This is a genomic window from Rathayibacter sp. VKM Ac-2856, assembly GCF_013205055.1.
Lineage (GTDB): Bacteria > Actinomycetota > Actinomycetes > Actinomycetales > Microbacteriaceae > Rathayibacter.
In genome coordinates, this window is sequence record NZ_JABMLF010000002.1 from 186,494 (window position 1) to 207,981 (window position 21,488).

The window sequence follows — 21,488 nt, forward strand, 5'->3', positions numbered from 1 at the left end:
GCAGCGCAAGGGGGATCCTGCGTCCCGGCACCCGCCTCCTAGGATGGGCCGACCACCCCCGAGCACCGCCCGAGCACCAGTCACCCCGAGGAGACACCGTGAGCGCATCCGGAGGCGGTTCCGCCATCATCGCGGCGCTGGCCGCGAACCTCGGCATCGCGCTGACGAAGCTCATCGCCTGGTTCTTCTCCGGCTCGGCCTCGATGCTGGCCGAGGGCGTGCACTCGCTCGCCGACTCCGGCAACCAGCTGCTGCTGCTCCTGGGCGGCCGGAAGTCGCGCAAGGAGGCCGACGAGGAGCACCCGTTCGGCTACGGCCGCGAGCGCTACGTCTACGCCTTCGTCGTCGCGATCATCCTCTTCTCGGTCGGCGGCGTCTTCTCGATCTACGAGGGCGTCGAGAAGATCGCCGATCCGCACGAGCTCGAGAACGCCTGGCTGCCGATCCTGGTCCTCGTCGTCTCGATCTGCCTCGAGGGCTACTCGCTGCGCACCGGCGTCAAGGAGTCGAACAAGGTGCGCGGGTCGCAGTCGTGGCTGCAGTTCATCCGCCGGGCGAAGGCGCCGGAGCTGCCCGTCGTCCTGCTCGAGGACGTCGCCGCGCTCACCGGGCTCGTCTTCGCGCTGCTCGGCGTCGGCCTCTCGGTGATCACCGGGAACACGGTCTTCGACGCGATCGGCACGATCATGATCGGCACGCTGCTGGTCGTCGTCGCGATCGTCCTCGGCGTCGAGACCAAGAGCCTGCTGGTCGGCGAGGGCGCCACCCCGGGCGACGTCGCCGCGATCCGCGCCGCCATCGAGGCCGGCTCGGACGTCGAGCGCATCATCCACATGAAGACCCTCTACCTCGGTCCGGACGAGATCCTCGTCGCCGCGAAGCTCGCCTTCCCCGCGGCCGAGACCGTGGGCGAGCTGGCCGCCGGGATCGACGCGACGGAGAAGCGGATCCGCGACGCCGTCCCGGCCGCCCGCGTCGTCTACCTCGAACCCGACGTCGATCGTGGGGCGGGCCGGCCCTCCGACGGCCCGGTCTCCTCGGCGGCCTCCCCCGGGAGCGCCGGCTGATGCGCCGGGTCCTCGCGATCGTCAACGAGCGCGGCGCCGGTCTGGGCGCCCTCGAGCCGATGCTGCGCGATCTGGGCTTCGCGGTCGACGCGCTGGCGGGCACCGACCTCGACTCCGTCGACATCCTCGCGCCCGACCTCGTCGTCACGCTCGGCTCGAGCGCGGGCGTCTACGAGACCGCGCGGCACCCCTTCATCTCCCCCGAGATCGCCCTGCTGCAGGACCGGCTGCATCACCGCCGGCCGACCCTCGGCGTCTGCTTCGGCGCGCAGCTGATCGCCGCCGCGCTCGGCGAGGAGGTCCGGCCCGGCCCGACCCGCGAGGTCGGCTTCCGCGGCGTCGCGCCGAGCGAGGCGGGACTGCGCTCGCCGCTGCGGCACTTCGCCGACGTCCCGGTGATGCAGTGGCACAGCGACACCTTCGACCTGCCCTCGGGGACGACGCTGCTGGCCTCCTCCCCGGCATACGCGGTCGAGGCCTTCGGGATCGACGAGTGGCTGCTGGGCGTGCAGTTCCACCCCGAGCTCACCGCCGACCTGGCCGCGCGCTGGCTGGAGGGCGACGCCGACTACGCGGCCGGAGCCGGTTACGGGCTCGAGCAGCTCGACGACGACGAGAGCGCGGGCCGGTTCGAGCGGATGCGCGCGGCGACCGAGTCCGCACTCGGCGAGTGGGTGGGCGCGCACAGCTGAGCCGAGCGACTCGGGCGGCTCAGCGGCTCGAGCGCTCAGCGCTTCGTCGCGAAGAAGTCGAGCAGCAGCCGGGCGCCCTCGTCGGCCCGGAGTCCCGGGTAGACCTCCACCACGTGGTGCAGCCGGCGGTCGCGGAGGAGGTCGTGCACCGAGCCCGCCGCCCCCGCCTTCTCGTCCCACGCCCCGAAGACGACGCGGTCGAGCCGGGAGGCGAGGATCGCACCGGCGCACATCGCGCACGGCTCGAGCGTCACGACGAGCGTGCAGCCCGCGAGCTGCCAGTCGCCACGGGCGGCCGCGGCCTCGCGCAGCGCGACGACCTCCGCGTGCGCCGTCGGGTCCCGGTGCAGCTCCCGCTCGTTGCGCCCGCGCCCGATCACGACGCCCTCGGGATCGACGACCACCGCGCCCACGGGGACGTCGCCCCACTCGGCGGCGCGCCGCGCCTCGTCGAGCGCCGAGCGCATCCAGGCGTCGGCCTCGGGAGGCAGGCGGAGGTCGCTCTCGCGCATCGCGCCCCCTCGTCCGGCTCCGGCCGACTCCGACCGGCAAGTAGATTGAGCTTATGCGCGTCCACGTAGCCGACCACCCGCTGATCACGCACAAGCTCACCGTGCTGCGCGACAAGCGCACCCCCTCCCCCACCTTCCGGCAGCTCGCCGAGGAGCTGATGACCCTGCTCGCCTACGAGGCGACCCGGGGCGTCCGCACGCGCACCGTCACCATCGAGACGCCGGTCACCACGACCACGGGCCTCGCCCTGAGCGACCCGCAGCCGCTCGTCGTGCCGATCCTCCGCGCGGGGCTCGGGATGCTCGAGGGCATGGTCAAGCTGATCCCCACCGCCGAGGTGGGCTTCCTCGGGATGGCGCGCAACGAGGAGACCCTCGAGCCGACGACCTACGCCGAGCGCCTCCCGGACGACCTCTCCAACCGCCAGTGCTTCGTGCTCGACCCGATGCTCGCCACCGGCGGCTCGCTGGTCGCGGCCATCCAGTTCCTCTTCGACCGCGGAGCCGAGGACGTCACCGCCGTCTGCCTGCTCGCCGCCCCCGAGGGCCTCGCGGCGGTCGAGAAGGCCTTCGTCGGCAAGGACGTGACCATCGTGCTCGGCTCGCTCGACGAGAAGCTCAACGAGCTCGGCTACATCGTCCCCGGGCTCGGCGACGCGGGCGACCGCCTGTACGGCCTGGCCGGCTGAGCCTGCGGTCCCGAGCGCGGATCGCGCGCCCGGGACCGCCCATTGTGCGCGGAGTCATTGACGTGCTCCGCCGTCATCCGCTTTACTTTCGACCATGACTGACAACGCGCACGCCCTGACCTCCCTTGAGGCCATCGGGGATGCCGGCATGATGATGGCCGGCGGCCTCGTCCTGCGCTGTCGAATGTGCGCCTGAGGATCCACCCTCGCCGGTTCCCGCACAGCCTCCGCCCCGATCGCACTGATCGAGCCGATCTCCTGATCGGCCGGGCGTCGCAGGCGCGGTGAACCCCTGGATGCCCCGCATCCGCCCCTGCCGGACAGCACCTCGTGCACCGGCTCTCGCGCGCACACCCGGATCCGTCCCCGGACACCCGTCCCGGATCCGACCACCCCAAGGATTCGTCATGTCCCTCCTCCACGCCCGTACCGTCTCCGCTCCCACGTCCGTCGCCCCCCGCCTGCAGGCCGCGCCCGCCGCCGCCCCCGCGGCGCCGCCGCTGCGCGCCGTGCCGCAGGGCACCGAGGCCCGCGGCTTCGCCCTCTACGTCGGCATCGACGAGGCGAAGGCCCGCGCGGCCGGCATCGACCTCGGCCGCCTCGTCGAGGAGCTCAAGCGCGTCACCGCCGAGTTCGCTCCCGACGCCGAGACCTACGCCTCCGTCGCCCTCGCGCCGCAGGGCGTCGGCGGCCGCGACGTCGACGTCGTCCGCCTCGCCCTCCAGGACCCGGCCGCGGTCGCCCGCCGCCGCGCCGAGACCGAGCCCGACCTCGACCGCGCCCCCGGCGGCGTCGTCATCGACATCTCGCGCAAGCGCGTCGTCCTCGACGACGAGACCACCGCGCTCACCTACAAGGAGTTCGAGCTCCTGCAGTACCTCGTCCTCCGCGAGGGCCGCACCATCGAGCGCGCCGAGCTGATCTCCTCGCTCTGGGGAGCCGCCGACGACGACGCCCCCAACGAGCGCACCATCGACGTCCACGTCCGCCGCCTCCGCGCGAAGCTCGGCCGCTACGAGGACATCGTCCGCACCGTCCGCGGCGTCGGCTACCGCTTCGACCGCCACGCCGACGTCGCCATCCGCTACGCGTCCACCCCTAGCCCGGATCTCTTCTGACGGGTGAGCGCTCGCGCTCGCCCGTCGGAAGAGATCCGGGCGTGCTCGATTGCGGTGTGAGCGCACGCGCTCACACCGCCGCGGTCGGCTGACGAGGTGGGCACGTTCCGCAGAGCGTCCTGCCTACGGCTCGTGAGAAACGCTGGCACGCGTTTCTCACCGGACGCCTTGTAGAGAGCGGCTGGTCGTTCGCCCCGAGTCGGCGGCTTCCATGCTGGTCGAGTAGCCGCGGGGCGGCGTATCGAGACCCACGCTGTCCGACGGCGGATCTCGATGCGCCCGCCGAGCGGGCTACTCGATCAGCATGAGCCGGTGCGCGCCCGGAGGGTGCGCAGCATGGGGATGAGTGCGCCCGAAGGGTGCTCCGCGCGCCGACCAGCCGGTAGGAGCGGGGCGCGCGCCGTCCACGCTGGTCGAGTAGCCGCGGGGCGCGGCGTATCGAGACCGACGCTGTCGGAGGGTGGATCTCGATACGCCCGCGGAGCGGGCTGCTCGATCAGCATGAGCCGGTGCAGCGAGCTCGCAGGACGCTCCATGCGACAGGCGTCCGGAGGGTGCTCCGCGCGACGATCAGGGGTCCCAGGGGAAGTTCAGGAAACAGGTGGTTGCGGCGTTATCGATCCGTTATATAGTTCAAGTGCGTCAACCGTTTGCTGTGGCGGAGAAGCGCGAGAAGTGATTGCAGGACACTCTTGGTGCAAGGGAATGAAGGCCGGCCGCTCGCCTCAGCGGCCGGCCTTCTGTCGTTCCCGGGGGTCCGTGCTGACTCTCTCCGCCCCCGTCGGCGCCGACAGCCCGTTCGAGCCGTCGAGACGCCGTATCCTGAACGCAAAGAGGAGGATGCGTGAGCTCGAGACGTGCGGTCGCCGCGTGGGAGTCGCTGTTCCGTGCGCAGGTGCACGTGATGCGCGCGCTGAGCACCGACTTCCCGTCCAAGGAGATCTCGCTCAACGAGTACGACGTCCTCTTCAACCTCACGCTCCAGCCCGAGCGGAAGGCCCGGCTGCGCGACCTCAACAAGCACGTCCTGCTGACGCAGCCGAGCGTCAGCCGCCTGATCGACCGCCTGGTCGCGCGCGGCTGCGTGACGAAGAGCGAGGACCCGACGGACGCGCGCGGCACGGTCATCCAGATCACCGACGAGGGCTACGCGCTCTTCCGGCGCGTCGCGATGACGCACATGGAGACGATCTCCCAGCACGTCGGATCCGCCCTCGACGACGACGAGCTGGACCAGCTGACCGCGCTCTGCGACAAGCTTCGCGACCGCGTCGCCTCGACCTGACGACTCCGCCCCACCGCTAGCACGCACCGCCGTCGCGCGGCCAGCACTTCGCGCGCGGTCCGCACTCGCGGATCATGGAGGCACCATGAGCAGCTCCTCCCCCACCCTCGTCTGGCTCCGCGACGACCTGCGCCTCGGCGACAACCCGGCCCTCCGCGCGGCGATCGACCGCGGCGGCCCCGTCGCCGTCTGCTACGTCCTCGACGAGGAGTCCCGCGGCATCCGCCCGCTCGGCGGCGCCGCGCGCTGGTGGCTGCACGGCAGCCTGCTCGCGCTCGCGGGCGACCTCCAGGAGGCCGGAGCGTCCCTGATCCTGCGCCGCGGCCCGGCCGAGGCCGTCGTGCTCCAGCTCGCGGAGGAGATCGGCGCGGGCGCCGTGCACTGGAACCGCCGCTACGGGAAGGCCGAGCGCACGGTCGACGCCGCGATCAAGGAGGCGCTCCGCGACCGGGACGTCGAGGCCGAGAGCCACCAGGGCTCGCTGCTCTTCGAGCCCTGGACCGTGCAGACCGGCGGCGGCGGCCCCTACTCCGTCTACACCCCCTTCGCGCGTGCCTGCCGCAACCGCGACACTCCGCGCGCCCCGCTGCCGCGACCGCGCGAGATCGACGGCGGAGTGCCGAGCGTCGCCTCGGACGACCTCGACGAGTGGCAGCTACTGCCGACGAGCCCCGACTGGGCCGGCGGGCTCCGCGAGCGCTGGGTGCCGGGCGAGAAGGCGGCGGCGAAGCGGCTGCGCGCCTTCCTCGCCGAGCAGCTCGACGACTACGCGGACGACCGGAACCTGCCGGCGCGTGACGCGACCTCGAACCTGTCGCCGCACCTGCGCTGGGGTGAGATCAGCCCGTTCCAGGTCTGGCACGCGCTCGAGGAGGCGCACGCGAAGGGGCAGCACCGCGGCGAGGGCAGCGACCGCTTCCTCTCCGAGGTGCTCTGGCGCGAGTTCTGCTACCACCTGCTCTTCCACTGGCCCGACCTCGCGACGGCGAACTTCGACTCGCGCTTCGACTCCTTCCCCTGGGGCCACCCCGGCGAGGAGAAGATCGACGCCTGGCACCAGGGCCGCACGGGCTTCCCGCTGGTCGACGCGGGCATGCGCGAGCTCTGGAAGACCGGCTACATGCACAACCGGGTCCGCATGGTGACGGCGTCGTTCCTGATCAAGAACCTGCTGGTCGACTGGCGGGTCGGCGAGGACTGGTTCTGGGACACGCTCGTGGACGCGGACCCGGCGAGCAACGCCGCGAACTGGCAGTGGGTCGCGGGATCCGGGGCCGACGCGTCCCCGTTCTTCCGCGTCTTCAACCCGGTGACGCAGTCGAAGAAGTTCGACCCGGACGGTGGCTACCTGCGCGAGTACGTGCCCGAGCTGGCCGAGCTCGACCGCGCCTCCATCCACGAGCCGTGGACACTCGGTGACACGCTGACGCCGGATGCGAACGGCTACCCGGCGCCGATCCTCGACCTCAAGGAGACGCGGGTGCACGCACTGGACGCGTTCGCGGTGATCAAGCGCGAGAAGCGCGACATCTCGCGCCCCGACGACGACGACTGATCCCCTCAGCGCCGCCCGCCGGACCCGACCGGGCGGGCGCCGCTAGATGTACATCGCGGGGTCGATCCAGAAGGCCGGGTCCGCGAGCGCGTCCTCGGCCCGGCCGAGCGCGCGCAGGTCGCGGGCCGGGATCCCGACCAGCACCGCGCCGTCCGGGGCGTCCTTCACGACGACCGCGTTCGCACCGACGCTCACGTCCGAGCCCAGCACGATCGGGCCGAGGACCACGGCGCCCGCACCGACGACGACGCGGTCGCCGAGCGTCGGGTGGCGCCGCTCGCGCCGCGCGGACTTCCCACCGAGCGTGACGGAGTGGTAGAGCATGCAGTCGTCGCCGATCCGCGCGGTCTCGCCGATCACGACGCCCATGCCGTGGTCGATGAAGAGCCGGCGGCCGATCGTCGCGCCCGGGTGGATCTCGACTCCGGTCGCCGCGCGGGCCGCCTGCGCGAGGAGCCGCGCCGGCAGCCGTGCGCCGCGCCGCCACCAGCGGTGGGCGACGCGGTGCACCCAGACCGCGTGCAGACCGGGGTAGGCGAGCACCACCTCCGCCGCGCTGCGGGCCGCCGGGTCGCGTCGGCGCGCGGCCGCGACGTCCTCGCGGAGGCGTCCGAGCACGCTGGGGCGGGGGCCGGCGGGGCTCAGCTGCGGAGGTCCTCGTAGAGGACGGTCGAGATGTACCGCTCGCCGAAGTCGCAGACGATCGCGACGATCGTCTTCCCCGCGTTCTCCGGGCGCTTGGCGACCTCGAGGGCCGCCCACATGATCGAGCCGGAGGAGATGCCGCCGAGGATGCCCTCCTGGGCGGCCATGGCGCGCGCGACGCGGACGGAGTCGTCGAGGGTGACGTCGATGATCTCGTCGTAGACGTCGCGGTCGAGGTTGGCCGGCACGAAGTTGGCGCCGATCCCCTGGATCTTGTGCGGGCCGGCCGTGCCCTGCGTGAGCAGCGGCGAGTCGATCGGCTCGACGCCGATGATCTGCACGCCGGGCTTGCGCTCCTTGAGGACCTGCCCGACACCGGTGATGGTGCCGCCCGTGCCGATGCCGGCGACGAAGACGTCGACCTCGCCGTCGGTGTCCGCCCAGATCTCCTCGGCGGTGGTGCGGCGGTGCACCTCGGGGTTGGCCGCGTTCTCGAACTGGCGGGCGAGCACCGCGCCGGGGGTCTCGGCGACGATCGCCTGCGCGCGCTCGACCGCGCCGCGCATGCCCTCGGAGCCGGGGGTGAGCACGATCTCGGCGCCGTAGGCGCGCAGCAGGACCCGGCGCTCGGTCGACATCGTCTCGGGCATCGTCAGGATCACCTTGTAGCCGCGGGCCGCGCCGACCATCGCGAGCGCGATGCCGGTGTTGCCACTCGTGCCCTCGACGATCGTGCCTCCGGGCGGCAGCTCGCCGGACGCCTCGGCGGCGTCGACGATCGCGATGCCGATGCGGTCCTTCACGCTGTTGGCGGGGCTGTAGAACTCGAGCTTGGCGAGGACGACGGCGCTGTCGGCGCCCTCGAGGCGGTTGATGCGGACGAGCGGGGTCCTGCCGACGAGCTGGGTCACGTCGTCGTGGATGCGTGCCATGGTGTGCGCTTCCTTCCGGGGGCCGACCGTCCCGGGGGCCCGGGACGACAGGTGGTGCGGTGTTGCCTCCGCTCCCCTCTCGGGGGCGCTGCTCCCACGATACGGATGCATCGTCCCGGCGGCAGCCTCGGGTCGGTCCGGACGCCGCGATCCGCCCGTGTTCGCGCACCGTTCCAGGGGTCCGCGCGGCTCGAGTCACAGGTGCATCTCGTCCTCCAGGAGGACCCCCTCCTCCCGGGCGCGTCACGTACCATGACCGAGGGGGATCGCACGACCGGCGCGTCGCCCCGCCACCCTGCATTCGCGCGGATTCTCCGCGCCGGAAGGACCTCCCGCTCCATGGCTCTCCCCACAGCGTCCCGCAGCTCCGCTCGTCCTCTGGGACTCTCGCTGCGGGCAGTGCTGGGATTCATCGGGATGAGCGCCGTCGCGGGCGTCCTGATCACCGTCGGCGTCACTCCGGCGCTCGCTCTCACCGGCCTCGCGACGAGCAACACGATCGGCATGTTCCAGAACCTGCCCGGCTACCTCGACGCCGGTCAGCTGATGCAGCGCACCAACATCTACGCGGGCGACGGCACCACGCTCCTCGCCTCCGTCTACAACCAGAACCGCGTCGAGGTCGGCTGGGACGAGGTCGCGCAGACCGCGAAGGACGCCGCCGTCGCCGGCGAGGACCCGCGCTTCTACGAGCACGGCGGCATCGACCTCCAGGGCACGCTCCGCGCCCTCGCCGTGACGCTGACCGGCGACGACCTGCAGGGCGGCTCGTCGATCACGCAGCAGTACGTCAAGAACGTGCTCGTGCAGAAGGCCGAGTCGATCACCGACGAGGCCGAGCGCGACGCCGCCTACAAGCTCGCGACCGACCCCACTCCCGAGCGCAAGCTGAAGGAGATGCGCCTCGCGATCGGCCTCGAGAAGGAGACGTCGAAGGACGACATCCTGCTCGGCTACCTCAACATCGCGCTCTTCGGCGGCACGGTCTACGGCATCGAGGCCGCGGCCAACTACTACTACGGCATCCCGGCCAGCCAGCTCTCGACCGCGCAGGCCGCGGCGCTGCTGGCGATCGTGAACAACCCGTCGAAGTTCCGCTTCGACAACCCGGCCGACGAGGCGAACGGCGCGGCGAACGGCTACGCCGCGACCAAGGAGCGACGCGACTACATCCTGGGCGAGGAGCTGAAGTACTCCAAGATCAGCCAGGAGGTCCACGACGCCGCGGTCGCCGAGCCGATCATCCCGAACATCACCGAGCCGTCCACCGGCTGCGCGACCGCCGGAGACGCGGCGTACTTCTGCGAGTACGTGCTCAATGTGCTGCGCAACGACGAGGCGTTCGGCGCCGACGACGACGAGCGCTACCAGCGGATCCGCCAGGGCGGCTTCGACATCGTCACCACCCTCGACCTCGACATCCAGCAGGTGTCGCAGGCGGCGCTCAACGCCTACATCCCGCCGACCGACCCGCGCTTCGAGGTGGGCGCCACCGCCGCCTCGATCCAGGCCGGAACGGGCCGCGTGCTGTCGATGGTCCAGAACACCAAGTACAGCCAGGACGAGGAGTTCCTCGCCGCGAACCCCGGCTACAGCGCGATCAACCTCAACGTCGATGTCGGCATGGGCGGCACGGCCGGTGTGCAGACGGGGTCGACCTACAAGGTCTTCACCCTCGCTCAGTGGCTGCAGGCGGGGCACACGCTGAACGAGTCGTTCCCGTCGCCGACCTCGGGGTTCCGCTCCTACCCGATGAAGTGCAATGTCGCGAACGACGGACTCTTCACCGAGCGGTTCGCTCCGAAGAACGACAACTCGTCCGAGGACGCCTCCTCCATGACCGCGGTGCAGGCGACGGCGAACTCGATCAACACCGGCTTCATGGGCATGGCCAACCAGCTCGACGTCTGCGACATCCGCAGCACGGCGGAGTCCTTCGGCATCCACCGCGCCGATGCCAAGGAGCTGGAGAGCAGACCTGCGTCGGTCCTCGGCACGAACCCGATCGCGCCGCTCACACTCGCCAACGCCTACGCCGGCATCGCGAACGACGGGTCGACCTGCGACACGATCGTCATCGACCGCATCACGGACAGCACCGGCGCGGCGGTCGCGCCGCCCGCCTCGTCCTGCACGCAGTCCGTCACCCCCGAGGTGGCGCGAGGCATGCAGTACGCGATGCAGCGGGTCATCACCTCCGGAACCGCCACCGCCTCGAATCCATACGACGGCATCGAGCACATCGCCAAGACGGGCACGACCGACGACGCGGCCGACGTCTGGACCGCCGGCGCCAGCCGGGCCGCGTCGCTCGCCGTCTGGGTCGGCAGCATCAAGGGCTTCGAGGACGGCAAGAAGCAGAACCTCCGCTTGACGAAGCTGTCGGGCGAGAAGGGCACCATCCGCGCCTCGGACGCGCGCCACGCGATCTGGAAGCCGATCATGACGGCGCTCGATCAGAAGTACGGCGGGGACGACTTCATCGCCCCGCCCGCCTCGATGCTCGCGTCCTCGCCGCGCACCGCCACACTGACCGAGGTGCCGGACGTGACAGGCCTCTCGGTCGCCGCGGCCACCGCCGCGCTCACCGCCGCGGGCTTCACCGTCGGCAAGAGCGAGCCCGTCCAAGTGGCGAGCATCCCCGCGGGCTCCGTCGTCTCGACCACGCCCAGCGCGGACGAGACGGTTCTCCGCGGAGCCGTCATTCCGCTGCAGGTCAGCACCGGCGAGGCGCCGAAGAACGTCAACGACATCGCCGATCGCAATGGGGACCTGCTCGATTAGGGACGCCGGTGAGCAGGCCGCGCCTTCCGGCGCGCGCCATCCAGCGCGCGTCTCATGCCATCGATGAGTCGAGTGACTCAGCCTGACTAGCGTCTCCGCTGGGGACGACGATCGCCGCCGTACCCGGTGACGAAGGAGTCAGCCATGCAGTGGACCGAGAGACGCGGAACAAAAAGTCGGAGTGACGCACTCACCGCGACGGCGAGCGGCCGACGGCCCTGGCGGAGATCGCTGGCCGCGGTCGCGGTGGCCTCGTCGATCCTGACGGCTACAGTCGTCGCGCCGGCCGCGCAGGCTGAGGACCAGTTCGGCAACTATGTCTCTTACCGTCTCGTCACCCCATCGTGCATTGGACCGGAGAACGAATTCTGGTGGTCCGAGCACACCTGCTCTTACCCTCCCGGTTACTCGAAGCTCGACTCCCGCTCGCTGAACGGCCGCTACCGCTCGACCTTCCAGGCGGACGGGAACTGGGTCGTCTATGACGGAACTCGGCCGGTCTGGTCGAGTGAAACAGCCGGTCGTGGTGCGACGAACATCTCGTTCCAGTGGGACGGCAACATCGTCATCTATCGGAACTCCGTTGTCCTGTGGTCCTCAGGTTCGGGCGGTCAGCGCCGCATCGAACGCAAGAGGCTGAAATTGCACGAGATCGGCGTACTGCGGCTTCTAGTGGACGAACCGGGCGACCTCTCGCAACTACAGGTGAAGGTTGAGACGACGTGGTCGTCCGACTAGGGCGCATGGTCCGCGGGCGCGCCTGGGCGGGGATGTCGGAGACCTCGCCTAGGGTGCTGGTGCACCGAGAGGATCCATCCTGAAGCGTCCGAACGTCCCCGTCTTCCAGCCCCGTCGCACCGTCCACGGGGCTCTCGGCGCGCTGTTCGGATTCGTGATCGTCAGCGTGCTGGCCGGGCTGCTCGCGACCGTGGTGGTCGCGCCGGCCTTCGCGCTCACCGGGGCCGCCACGTCGAGCACGATCTCGGCGTTCCAGTCGCTGCCGAGCTACCTCGAGGTCGGCGAGCTGATGCAGAAGACGGACGTCTACGCGGGCGACCCCGAGGACCCGACGCTCCTCGCCTCCTTCTACGACCAGAACCGCATCGAGGTGTCCGCCGACCAGATCGCCGCGCCGGTCTTCGACGCGCTCGTCTCGAGTGAGGACCCGCGCTACTACGAGCACGGCGGCATCGATCTGCAGGGCACCCTCCGCGCCGTCGCCAGCACCTACCTCCTCGACAAGGCGCCGCAGGGCGGCTCGTCGATCACGCAGCAGTACGTCAAGAACGTCCTGGTGCAGAAGGCCGAGTCGATCAGCGACGAGACCGAGCGCGCGGCGGCCTACACCGAGGCGACCGCGACCACTCCCGAGCGCAAGCTCAAGGAGATGCGCCTCGCGATCGGGGTGGAGAAGGAGTACTCGAAGGACGAGATCCTGCTCGGCTACCTCAACATCGCCCTCTTCGGCGGCACCGTCTACGGCATCGAGGCGGCGGCGGAGTACTACTACGGCGTCGATGCCGCGGATCTCACGGTCGGGCAGTCGGCGGCGCTGCTCGCGATCGTCAACAATCCGGAGAAGTTCCGCTTCGACCGGCCCGACGACCCCGACAACGGCGAGGCGAACGGCTACGCGCTGACGACGAGCCGGCGCGACTACATCCTCGACCGGATGCTGGAGTACGGGAAGATCGACGCCGCGACCCGCGACGCCGCGAAGGCCGCGCCGATCGAGCCGGTCATCACTCCCCCGTCGACCGGCTGCCAGACCGCGGGCAGCGCCGCCTACTTCTGCGACTACGTCTCGCACGTGCTGCGCAACGACCCCGCGCTCGGCGCCACCGCCGACGAGCGATACGCGACCCTCAAGCGCGGCGGGCTGAAGGTCTACACGACGATCGACCTCGGGCTGCAGGAGACGGCGCAGGCGCTGATGGACGAGCAGGTCCCCGCGTCCGACCCGCGCTTCGACGTCGGCGCGACCGCCGTCGCGGTGCAGACGGGGACGGGGAAGGTGCTGACGATGGTGCAGAACAAGCGCTACAGCCAGGACCCGGACGTCATCGCGAGCGGCCCGGAGTACTCGGCGATCAACCTCAACGTCGACGCCGCGATGGGCGGCGGGAACGGCTTCCAGCCCGGCTCCGGCTACAAGGTCTTCACCCTGGCGGAGTGGCTCACATCCGGGCACACGCTGCTCGAGCAGTTCGACTCGAAGCGGAAGAACTGGACCGGCTTCACGGACAGCTGCGAGGGCACGCGGAACTACGCCGATTACAACCCGAAGAACGCGGGCGACGGCGCCTACTCCGACACTCAGACGGCCCTGAACTCGACCATCTGGTCGCTCAACACCGGCTACACCGGCATGTCGCACCTGCTCGATCTCTGCAAGATCCGCACCACCGCCGAGGCGTTCGGGGTCCATCGCGCGGACGGCGGCGAGCTGACGCAGACGGCCGCCTCGGTCATCGGCACGAACGAGGTCGCGCCGATGACGATGGCCGTCGCCTACGCGGCGATCGCGGACGACGGCATGCGCTGCACCCCCGTCGTGATCACCGAGATCACCGGGCCGGACGGCGCCCCGATCCCGCCGAGCGAGTCCGAGTGCACGAGGGCGGTCTCGTCGTCGGTCGCCCGGGCCATGCAGTACGCGATGCTCAAGGTGACCGCGGAGGGGACGGGGACGCAGGCCGACCCGCAGGACGGCGTCCAGCACATCACGAAGACCGGCACCTCGGACAACTCGGCCGACACCTGGGCGCTCGGCGCCTCCAGCTCCGTGTCGCTCGCCGTGTGGGTCGGCAGCATCAAGGCGCAGGAGAGCGGCTCGCGGGTGAATCTGGACACCATCGACTTCGCGAGCGGCTGGGCACCGAGCGCGCGCCACCGGATCTGGAAGCCGCTGATGACCGAGATCGACTCGCTCTACGGCGGATCGGACTTCTCGCCGGCCGACCCCGCGATGATCGCCGCTCCGCAGGTCGTCGTCCCCGACGTCTCCGGCCGGAGCGGCGACAGCGCGACCCGGACGCTCACCGACGCCGGGTTCACCGTGGGGGCGACCACGCAGATCGACTCGACCCAGCCGCTGGGGACGGTGGCCGCGACGGTCCCGGCGGCCGGCACGACGGTGGACAAGGGGTCGGAGGTGGGCGTCGCCCTCAGCACCGGCACGCCTCCCGCGGCGTCCCCGCCTCCGGTGGATCAGCCGCAGCCCGCCGGCTGACTCCTCGCGCGCCGCAGCGCGACACGCCGTGGCGACGGAGGGAACCGCCCCGCTCGATCGGACATCTCTGAGCATGACCGCTTCCTCACCGCCTCGAGAAGCCGGAGAGTCGTGGGTGACCGCGCTCTCGGGTGACCCCGACGACTTCGGCCGCCTCTACGACGCCTTCCGGCAGCGCGTGTTCTGGCACGCGCTCCGCCACACCCGCGCGCTGCACGACGCCGAGGACGTGACCGCCCTCGTCTTCCTGGAGGCGTGGCGCCGTCGCGCCTCCGTCCGGCTCGTCGACGGGTCGCCGCTCCCCTGGCTGCTCGCCACGACCAACAACGTCGCCAGGAACGCCGGGCGGTCGGCTCGCCGCCACCGCCTGGCTCTCGGGCGGCTGCACGAGCCGGAGCACGGCGGTGACTTCGCCGACGACTCCGACCGGCGGATCGACGACGAACCACGACGAGACGCCATCCGGCTCGCCTTCGGGGCGCTGAGCCTGCGTGATCAGGACGTGCTGTCGCTGTGCGTGATCGCCGAGATGTCGACCGCCGACACCGCCCGGGTGCTCGGCGTCCCGGACGGGACCGTCAAGTCGCGGCTCTCGCGCGCCAAAGGACGACTCGCGGAGCTGATCTCCGACCTCACCGCCGACGCAGCCACCGATGGAGGTGCACGATGAACGACAAGCCCGTGATCGATCCGGAGCGCGACCGCGCCTTCCGTCGCATGATCGTCGAGAGCGCCCGCGCCGACCAGGGCCGCCGACCGCTCCGGCACCGCGCCTCCTTCCTCGTCGGTCTCGTGACCGCGGCCGTGCTGGTCTCCGGAGGCGGGGTGGCGGTCGCGCTGACCGGCGCGTTCGATCCGCCGGCGCCGGCGCCCGTCGAGACGACGACTCCTACGCCGACGCCGACGCCGACGCCCGTTCCGACGCCGATCGAGACGCCGTCGCCGACGGCCACCGCCACCGCCGCTCCCGTTCCTGCGCCCACCGCGGTGCCGACGGAGACCGCGGCCGCCGACCTGTCCACCTGGGTGATCGGGTTCGACGGCATCGGGCCGATCGCGTACGGCGGGAGCAGCGACTCGGCCGCCGCCGCCCTCGACACGACCGCTCTCGTCCCGTACGACTTCGGGATCGAGGAGTGCCGCTCGGACCGGCGCGGGACCGCGGACGACGTGAACGCGTGGATCATGGCCGACTCCGACGAGGCCGGACGCGTCGACCTCCTCACCGTCTTCGGTTACGGGGTCGACGCGACTCGGGCGGCGACCGCGTTCCCCCGCACGGCGGCGGGTATCGGGATCGGCTCGACCGAGCAGGAGCTCCTCGCGGCGTACCCGGACATCGTCGCCGAGAACCCCGTCGCCGGTGACGCCTCCTACGCGCTGAGGGACGGCTCCGGGCGGATCCTGTGGTTCCGGGTCGCCGCCGATCAGGGCGCGGTCGTGACCATCACCCTGAACGATCAGCCGGAGCTGACGATCGGCGGCTGCGGGGCGTGAGCCCGGTGGCGGTGCGGCTCGAGGTCGGAGCCGCACCGCCGTCGGGACGCCGGAGCCGGCGCCCGTCGATCCTCAGTGGTGGAAGCGGTGCACGACGGCGTGGCCCTTGCCGCGGCCGATCAGCCAGCGGTTGACCGGGGTCGTCACCACGAAGGCCAGGGCGAGCGAGCCGACGAGGGAGCCCCAGAACAGGCCGCTCGCGAGGCCCGCGTCCATCGCGCCGGGGATCGCGAGCATCGCCGTGTTGTCGATGACCTCCATCACCGCGATGGAGACGGTGTCGGCGGCGAGGGCGATGCCGACGGCGGCGCGCCAGGCGACTCCCGCGCGGAGCACGCCGCGCATGGTGAGGGCGTAGCCGAAGAGGAAGGCGAGGGCGATCGAGAGCACGACGGTGCCCAGGTTGTGCAGCCCGAGGGCGGTGCCGATCACCATGCCGAGGACCTCGCCGATCGCGCAGCCGGTGAGGCAGTGCAGGGTCGCCGTGGCGGCGGTGCGCCAGGAGGTCGGGGCGGACGTGGTGTGCTGGCTGTGGTCGTGCGCGGCGTCGGTCATCGGGTGCTCCCTCGGGGTCGGTCACCGAGGTCCAACATACCCCCGGGGGGTATATTCCCGATCCAGTGGATCCGACGGCTCCGTGCGGGTCAGGGCTGGACGGCGGCGGCCGGCAGGAGGCCGAACTCGACCAGCTCGGCGTCGGTGAGGAGGCGGCTGCGGATCATGAAGCGCTTGCCCTCGGGCGCCTCGACGCTGAAGCCGCTCCCGCGGCCGTCGACCAGATCGACGGTGAGGTGGGTGTGCTTCCAGTACTCGAACTGGCTGCGCGACATGTAGAACTCGATCGGTGCGAGCCCGTCGACCTGCAGGGTCTCGACGAGCACGTCGGACGCGCCCGTGCGGAACATGCCGACCGGGAAGCACATCGGCGAGCTGCCGTCGCAGCATCCGCCCGACTGGTGGAACATCAGCGGGCCGTGCAGCTCGCTCATGCGGCGCAGCATGTCGGCCGCCGCCTCGGTCACGTCGACCCGCGTGCTGTCCATCGGTGGTGTCCTCTCGGGGTGTGTGTCTGCGGGTGGGTCTCGATACGCCCGCTGCGCGGGCTACTCGACCAGCATGGGCGGGGTGCGAAGCGGAGCGAGGATGGGGCTGCCGCACGTGTCGGCCACGTGGGTCTCGATACGCCCGCTGCGCGGGCTACTCGACCAGCATGCTCCGCCGCCGCCGCCCGGTGAGGGGCGGCAGCAGGGGAGAGCGCGGAGCGGGAATCCGCGTGCCAGCGGATTCCCGTGGCGCGACGCTCCCCGCTCCACCTGCGTCACCACCTCGGCGAGCCGACTGCGGCGAGGGCGACGAGCGGAGCGAGGAGACCTCGCACGGCGACTCAAAAGAACCCCATGGGTCCTTCCGCGTAGGACACGAGGAGGTTCTTCGTCTGCTGGTAGTGGTCGAGCATCATCTTGTGGTTCTCGCGGCCGATGCCGGACTGCTTGTAGCCGCCGAAGGCCGCGTGGGCCGGGTACTGGTGGTAGGTGTTGGACCAGACGCGGCCGGCTTCGATGGCGCGGCCGGCGCGGTAGAGCTGGGCGCCGTTGCGGCTCCAGACTCCGGCGCCGAGGCCGTAGAGGGTGTCGTTGGCGATGGCGATGCCGTCGTCGAAGTCCTCGAACGAGGTGAGCGCGAGGACGGGGCCGAAGATCTCCTCCTGGAAGATGCGCATGGAGTCGCGCCCCTCGAAGACCGTCGGGTTGACGTAGTAGCCGCCGCTGAGCTCGCCGCCGAGGTCGGCCCGATCGCCGCCGATGAGGAGCTTCGCGCCCTCCTGCTTGCCGATGTCCATGTAGGAGAGGATCTTCTCCAGCTGGTCGTTGGAAGCCTGGGCGCCGATCATCGTCGAGACGTCGAGCGGGTTGCCCTGCTTGATCCGGCCGACGCGCTCGAGGCCGTCGCCGACGAAGTCGTCGTAGATGGACTTCTGCACGAGGGCCCGGGACGGGCAGGTGCAGACCTCGCCCTGGTTGAGGGCGAAGAACGAGAAGCCCTCGAGCGCCTTGTCGTAGAACGCGTCGCGCTCGGCGGCCACGTCGGCGAAGAACACGTTCGGGCTCTTGCCGCCGAGCTCGAGGGTGACGGGGATGAGGTTCTCGCTCGCGTACTGCATGATCAGGCGGCCGGTGGTCGTCTCGCCGGTGAAGGCGATCTTGCGGATCCGCGGGTGCGAGGCGAGCGGGGCGCCCGCCTCGATCCCGAAGCCGTTGACGATGTTGAGGACGCCGGCGGGCAGCAGGTCGTGGATCAGGTCCATCAGCACGTGGATCGACGCGGGGGTCTGCTCGGCGGGCTTCAGGACGATGCAGTTGCCCGCGGCGAGCGCGGGGGCGAGCTTCCAGACCGCCATCAGGATCGGGAAGTTCCAGGGGATGATCTGGCCGACCACGCCGAGCGGCTCGTGGAAGTGGTACGCGATGGTGTCGTGGTCGATCTCGGAGACGCCGCCCTCCTGGGCGCGCAGGGCGCCGGCGAAGTAGCGGAAGTGGTCGATCGCGAGTGGGATGTCGGCGGCGAGGGTCTCGCGCACCGGCTTGCCGTTCTCCCAGGTCTCGGCGACCGCGAGCAGCTCGAGGTTCGCCTCCATCCGGTCGGCGATGCGCAGCAGCACGTTCGCGCGCTCCGCGGGACTGCTCTTCCCCCAGGCGGGGAACGCCTTCCAGCCCGCCTCGACCGCGCGGTCGATGTCCTCGGCGGTGCCGCGGGCGATCTCGCAGAAGGGCTTCCCGGTGACCGGGGTGATGTTCTCGAAGTACTGGCCCTTCGCGGGGGCGACGTACTCGCCTCCGATGAAGTGGTCGTAGCGCGAGCGGAACGAGGCGACGGATCCCTCCGTGCCCGGGTTGGCGTAGACCGTGGACTCCGGTTCCTGCGGAGTCTGCTCGGCGACCGGATCGGCGTACAGCGTCATGTGGACCTCCATCGACGTCGTTGTCGGGTGAGCACGGGGTGGGGTGCTCGGTCCGACCGTACGTCGCGGCAGGTTGCACGCCGTTGCACGCCGTCACTCGGCCGCGGCTTCCGCCCGGGGCGCTGCTCAGCGCTGCTCGGCCTCGAGCTCCTCGAGGTGCGCGACGATCCCGGCGCGGCGGGGCGAGCGCCGCGGGAGCAGCCGCAGCAGCTCGGTCCAGACCTCGGCGTCGTCGCGTCCGTCGGGGCCGTGCGCGTAGGCGAGCAGCGTCTCGACGGCCGCGCCGGTGAGGACGGTGGCGCGCACGCGGGCGCGCAGCTCGTCGGCGATCGCGCGGATGCCGGGCGCCTCGGAGCCGGGCAGCGGGGCGCCGGCGTAGGCGTCGAGGGCGAGCCGGTGCGCACCGCGATCGAGCAGCCCGACCACCTGGCGCGCGTCGAGATCGACCGGGCCGGGCAGGCGGTAGGGGCGCGAGAGCGGCACCAGTCTCGGGAGGCTCGGCTCGAGGATCCGGCGCAGGCGCACCATCTCGGCACGCACCGTGACCACGGCGTCGTCCCGCCCGTGCAGCAGGAGCGAGAGGGCCTCGGCGGAGAGCCCGGCCCGGTGCCAGGCGAGGAGGGTGAGGATCTCGGCGTGGCGGGTGGACAGCTCGAGCTCGACGCCGGCGGCCGTGACGACTCCGGTCTCACGTCCCAGGACCCGCAGGCTCGGCGCCCGGGCGGCCGCGGGCCGGGGTGGGAAGCGACGGGGCGGCGAGCGACGCGGGCGCTGCAGCCGCTGCACCATCAGCTGGCTCTCGACGGCCGCCGCGGTCGCCTCCATCAGCGGCAGGGTCTGCGGGGCGACGACCTGCGCGCCGCCGGTCTTGTCGATGACCCCGAGGATCTCGTGGGTCTCGGGGTCGTGGATCGGCACCGCGGTGCAGCTCCACGGGTGGACGAGGGAGGCGAAGTGCTCGGCGCCGTGGATCTGCACGCCGTGGTCGAGGGCGAGGGCGGTGCCGGGGGCGGAGGTGCCGACGTCGGGCTCGGCCCAGGCGGCGCCCTCGACGAAGAGCATCCGCTCGGCGGAGCTCTTCAGCTGCTGGTCGCCGTCGATCCAGAGCAGCCGACCGAGCGCGTCGCCGACCGCGACGAGCACGCCGCTGTCCTCGTCGGCGTCGCGGACGAGGAGCCGCCGGATCACGGGCAGCACCGAGGCGAGCGGGTGGCCCGTGCGGTACTCGCGCAGGTCGTCGCCGGAGAACGTGAGCGGGGCGGTCAGCCGCTCGGGGTCGAGGCGGCGGCGGCGCGCCCGCTCCCAGGACGCCTCCACCAGCGGGCGGGGGCGGTCGCCGCCGGGCAGGGCGAGCCAGGGATTGACCATCGCCTCCGCCCCTCGTCGTCGATCGGTCCGGCGCTCGGGCGCCGCGGCAGGGCCGAGGCTACTCCGGGATGCTCGACGGCGCCTCAGGGGCGATGACCGCGGGCGTCGCGGGGCGCGCACTCCCGCGGTGCGCACTCCCGCGGTGCCCACTCCCCCGGTGCCCACTCCCGCGGTGCCCACTCCCCCGGCGCGAGGGCAGGGCCAGGAGCAGGACGGCGAGCACGAGCACGCCGACGCCGAGGAGGGCGTCCGCGGTCAGGCGCTCGCCGAGCAGGGCGACGCCGAGGAGCGTCGCCGTCGCGGGCTCGACGAGGGTCAGCGTCGAGACGGTGGCGGCGGGCAGGACCCGGAGGCCGCGCGCGAAGAAGGTGTAGGCGACGGCCACGGTCACCACGCCCAGCCAGAGCACCGCGGGGACGGATCCGGCGAGACTCGGGAGGTCGCCCGCGAGCAGCACCGGGAGCGCCAGCACCGCGGCGGCGCCGAACTGCGCCCCCATCGCGGCGGCCGGGCTGAAGCCGCGCTCGAGCAGCAGCTTGCCGCAGACGGCGTAGAGCGCGTAGGCGGCACCCGCGCCGGCCGAGCCGGCGAGTCCGAGCGGCGACACTCCGCCCGCCGCTCCGCCGGTGAGGAGCCCGGCCAGCAGGACGACACCGACCGCGGCGAGCGCGGTCGAGGCGAACCAGCGCGCGCTCGGGGCGGTGCGGAGCACGAGCCACTCGAGCAGGCCGGTGAAGGCGGGGGCGGAGCCGAGCGCGACGATCGTGCCGACCGCGACCCCGTTCTCGGCGGTGCCGGTGAAGAAGGCGGGCTGGTAGGCGGCGACGCCGGCCGCGCCGAGCAGGACGAGGAGCACCGTCGACGCCCGGGGGCGGCGCGGTGCGCGGCGAGGGGCGCGGGCCGTCTCGAGACCGAGCAGGGCGGCCAGCAGCGCACCGCCGAGCACGATCCGGGCGGCGCCGAGCAGGAGCGGATCGACGTCCGCCGCACCCAGCGACTGCGCGGTGCCGGTGGTGCCGAAGCAGACGGCGGCCAGGAGGATCGCGCCGATCGCGGCTGCGCGTGTCCCCATCTCCGCCCCGTCCCCGCGGCCGGCGGCACGCGGGCTCCAGTCTGGCAGCGGCGGACCCTTCCGCCGTTCAGCTTCCGGGCC

Annotated in this window: 19 protein-coding genes; 11 read left to right on the forward strand and 8 right to left on the reverse strand. The window is 71.8% G+C overall.

The window, feature by feature from the left end; translation table 11 throughout:
- Positions 1 to 98: 98 nt before the first annotated feature.
- Both HQQ82_RS07950 and HQQ82_RS07955 read left to right on the forward strand, forming a co-directional pair.
- Positions 99 to 1,067: a cation diffusion facilitator family transporter gene (locus tag HQQ82_RS07950; RefSeq protein WP_173232515.1), complete on the forward strand. Its 969-nt coding sequence runs from the start codon at positions 99 to 101 to the stop codon at positions 1,065 to 1,067.
- Positions 1,067 to 1,759 (forward strand): gamma-glutamyl-gamma-aminobutyrate hydrolase family protein, encoded by a 693-nt coding sequence (locus HQQ82_RS07955; RefSeq protein WP_173232516.1) that lies wholly within the window; start codon positions 1,067 to 1,069, stop codon positions 1,757 to 1,759. The genes HQQ82_RS07950 and HQQ82_RS07955 overlap by 1 nt, the downstream gene beginning before the upstream one ends.
- A gap of 35 nt (positions 1,760 to 1,794) precedes the next feature.
- Here the strand turns inward: HQQ82_RS07955 and tadA are convergent, their stop codons facing one another.
- A complete protein-coding gene (gene tadA / locus HQQ82_RS07960) occupies positions 1,795 to 2,271 on the reverse strand; it encodes a tRNA adenosine(34) deaminase TadA (RefSeq protein WP_254071344.1) in 477 nt (158 codons plus the stop codon).
- A 53-nt stretch (positions 2,272 to 2,324) separates the two neighbouring features.
- Here tadA and upp point away from each other — a divergent pair, with 53 nt between their 5' ends.
- The 4 genes from upp (at position 2,325) to HQQ82_RS07980 (ending at position 6,918) form a co-directional block, all read left to right on the forward strand.
- Positions 2,325 to 2,960, forward strand: coding sequence for a uracil phosphoribosyltransferase (gene upp, locus HQQ82_RS07965; RefSeq protein WP_173232517.1), 636 nt, complete (start codon positions 2,325 to 2,327; stop codon positions 2,958 to 2,960).
- Positions 2,961 to 3,367: 407 nt separating this feature from the next.
- Positions 3,368 to 4,078 (forward strand): winged helix-turn-helix domain-containing protein, encoded by a 711-nt coding sequence (locus tag HQQ82_RS07970; protein ID WP_173232518.1) that lies wholly within the window; start codon positions 3,368 to 3,370, stop codon positions 4,076 to 4,078.
- 904 nt (positions 4,079 to 4,982) lie between these two features.
- Positions 4,983 to 5,363, forward strand: coding sequence for a MarR family winged helix-turn-helix transcriptional regulator (locus HQQ82_RS07975; RefSeq protein WP_173232960.1), 381 nt, complete (start codon positions 4,983 to 4,985; stop codon positions 5,361 to 5,363).
- Positions 5,364 to 5,448: 85 nt separating this feature from the next.
- Positions 5,449 to 6,918 (forward strand): deoxyribodipyrimidine photo-lyase, encoded by a 1,470-nt coding sequence (locus HQQ82_RS07980; protein WP_173232519.1) that lies wholly within the window; start codon positions 5,449 to 5,451, stop codon positions 6,916 to 6,918.
- A 42-nt stretch (positions 6,919 to 6,960) separates the two neighbouring features.
- Here HQQ82_RS07980 and epsC read toward each other — a convergent pair whose 3' ends face one another.
- Together epsC and cysK are read right to left on the reverse strand one after the other, a co-directional pair.
- Positions 6,961 to 7,536 (reverse strand): serine O-acetyltransferase EpsC, encoded by a 576-nt coding sequence (epsC, locus tag HQQ82_RS07985; protein ID WP_173232520.1) that lies wholly within the window; start codon positions 7,534 to 7,536, stop codon positions 6,961 to 6,963.
- Between the two features lie 23 nt (positions 7,537 to 7,559).
- Positions 7,560 to 8,495, reverse strand: coding sequence for a cysteine synthase A (cysK, locus tag HQQ82_RS07990; protein ID WP_173232521.1), 936 nt, complete (start codon positions 8,493 to 8,495; stop codon positions 7,560 to 7,562).
- Between the two features lie 417 nt (positions 8,496 to 8,912).
- Here cysK and HQQ82_RS07995 point away from each other — a divergent pair, with 417 nt between their 5' ends.
- The 5 genes from HQQ82_RS07995 to HQQ82_RS19525 all read left to right on the forward strand — a co-directional run bounded on the left by HQQ82_RS07995 (position 8,913) and on the right by HQQ82_RS19525 (position 16,008).
- Positions 8,913 to 11,279, forward strand: a complete 2,367-nt coding sequence (locus HQQ82_RS07995) for a penicillin-binding protein (protein WP_173232522.1) — start codon at positions 8,913 to 8,915, stop codon at positions 11,277 to 11,279.
- A gap of 144 nt (positions 11,280 to 11,423) precedes the next feature.
- Positions 11,424 to 12,017, forward strand: coding sequence for a hypothetical protein (locus HQQ82_RS08000; protein WP_173232523.1), 594 nt, complete (start codon positions 11,424 to 11,426; stop codon positions 12,015 to 12,017).
- Positions 12,018 to 12,171: 154 nt separating this feature from the next.
- Complete coding sequence (locus HQQ82_RS08005; protein WP_173232524.1) at positions 12,172 to 14,511, forward strand: transglycosylase domain-containing protein; 2,340 nt, start codon at positions 12,172 to 12,174, stop codon at positions 14,509 to 14,511.
- A gap of 115 nt (positions 14,512 to 14,626) precedes the next feature.
- Entirely contained in the window at positions 14,627 to 15,181 is a 555-nt protein-coding gene (locus HQQ82_RS08010) for an RNA polymerase sigma factor (RefSeq protein WP_367947875.1), read from the forward strand.
- Complete coding sequence (locus HQQ82_RS19525; protein WP_216848416.1) at positions 15,178 to 16,008, forward strand: hypothetical protein; 831 nt, start codon at positions 15,178 to 15,180, stop codon at positions 16,006 to 16,008. Before HQQ82_RS08010 ends, HQQ82_RS19525 begins: the two co-directional genes overlap by 4 nt.
- 72 nt (positions 16,009 to 16,080) lie before the next feature.
- Here HQQ82_RS19525 and HQQ82_RS08020 read toward each other — a convergent pair whose 3' ends face one another.
- From HQQ82_RS08020 to HQQ82_RS08040, 5 genes are all read right to left on the reverse strand, one after another.
- On the reverse strand, positions 16,081 to 16,563 hold the full coding sequence (locus HQQ82_RS08020) for a DUF4396 domain-containing protein (RefSeq protein WP_173232526.1): 483 nt from the start codon (positions 16,561 to 16,563) through the stop codon (positions 16,081 to 16,083).
- Between the two features lie 89 nt (positions 16,564 to 16,652).
- Complete coding sequence (locus HQQ82_RS08025; RefSeq protein WP_173232527.1) at positions 16,653 to 17,051, reverse strand: DUF779 domain-containing protein; 399 nt, start codon at positions 17,049 to 17,051, stop codon at positions 16,653 to 16,655.
- Between the two features lie 341 nt (positions 17,052 to 17,392).
- Positions 17,393 to 18,967 carry an aldehyde dehydrogenase family protein gene (locus HQQ82_RS08030; RefSeq protein WP_173232528.1) on the reverse strand — a complete coding sequence of 525 codons (1,575 nt, stop codon included), beginning with the start codon at positions 18,965 to 18,967 and terminating at the stop codon, positions 17,393 to 17,395.
- 126 nt (positions 18,968 to 19,093) lie between these two features.
- Positions 19,094 to 20,335 (reverse strand): transcriptional regulator, encoded by a 1,242-nt coding sequence (locus HQQ82_RS08035; protein WP_173232529.1) that lies wholly within the window; start codon positions 20,333 to 20,335, stop codon positions 19,094 to 19,096.
- 58 nt (positions 20,336 to 20,393) lie between these two features.
- A complete protein-coding gene (locus tag HQQ82_RS08040; RefSeq protein WP_173232530.1) occupies positions 20,394 to 21,407 on the reverse strand; it encodes a DMT family transporter in 1,014 nt (337 codons plus the stop codon).
- Positions 21,408 to 21,488 lie beyond the last annotated feature (81 nt).

What these genes read in the sequence shown, in the direction of transcription:
- HQQ82_RS19525 (WP_216848416.1), top strand. Translation starts at nt 15,178, where the DNA reads ATGAACGACAAGCCCGTGATCGATCCGGAGCGCGACCGCGCCTTCCGT.
- HQQ82_RS08030 (WP_173232528.1), bottom strand. Translation starts at nt 18,967, where the DNA reads ATGACGCTGTACGCCGATCCGGTCGCCGAGCAGACTCCGCAGGAACCG.
- HQQ82_RS08000 (WP_173232523.1), top strand. Translation starts at nt 11,424, where the DNA reads ATGCAGTGGACCGAGAGACGCGGAACAAAAAGTCGGAGTGACGCACTC.
- tadA (WP_254071344.1), bottom strand. Translation starts at nt 2,271, where the DNA reads ATGCGCGAGAGCGACCTCCGCCTGCCTCCCGAGGCCGACGCCTGGATG.
- upp (WP_173232517.1), top strand. Translation starts at nt 2,325, where the DNA reads ATGCGCGTCCACGTAGCCGACCACCCGCTGATCACGCACAAGCTCACC.
- HQQ82_RS07975 (WP_173232960.1), top strand. Translation starts at nt 4,983, where the DNA reads ATGCGCGCGCTGAGCACCGACTTCCCGTCCAAGGAGATCTCGCTCAAC.
- HQQ82_RS07980 (WP_173232519.1), top strand. Translation starts at nt 5,449, where the DNA reads ATGAGCAGCTCCTCCCCCACCCTCGTCTGGCTCCGCGACGACCTGCGC.
- HQQ82_RS08040 (WP_173232530.1), bottom strand. Translation starts at nt 21,407, where the DNA reads ATGGGGACACGCGCAGCCGCGATCGGCGCGATCCTCCTGGCCGCCGTC.
- HQQ82_RS08025 (WP_173232527.1), bottom strand. Translation starts at nt 17,051, where the DNA reads ATGGACAGCACGCGGGTCGACGTGACCGAGGCGGCGGCCGACATGCTG.
- cysK (WP_173232521.1), bottom strand. Translation starts at nt 8,495, where the DNA reads ATGGCACGCATCCACGACGACGTGACCCAGCTCGTCGGCAGGACCCCG.
- HQQ82_RS07955 (WP_173232516.1), top strand. Translation starts at nt 1,067, where the DNA reads ATGCGCCGGGTCCTCGCGATCGTCAACGAGCGCGGCGCCGGTCTGGGC.
- HQQ82_RS08020 (WP_173232526.1), bottom strand. Translation starts at nt 16,563, where the DNA reads ATGACCGACGCCGCGCACGACCACAGCCAGCACACCACGTCCGCCCCG.
- HQQ82_RS08035 (WP_173232529.1), bottom strand. Translation starts at nt 20,335, where the DNA reads ATGGTCAATCCCTGGCTCGCCCTGCCCGGCGGCGACCGCCCCCGCCCG.
- HQQ82_RS07995 (WP_173232522.1), top strand. Translation starts at nt 8,913, where the DNA reads ATGAGCGCCGTCGCGGGCGTCCTGATCACCGTCGGCGTCACTCCGGCG.
- HQQ82_RS07970 (WP_173232518.1), top strand. Translation starts at nt 3,368, where the DNA reads ATGTCCCTCCTCCACGCCCGTACCGTCTCCGCTCCCACGTCCGTCGCC.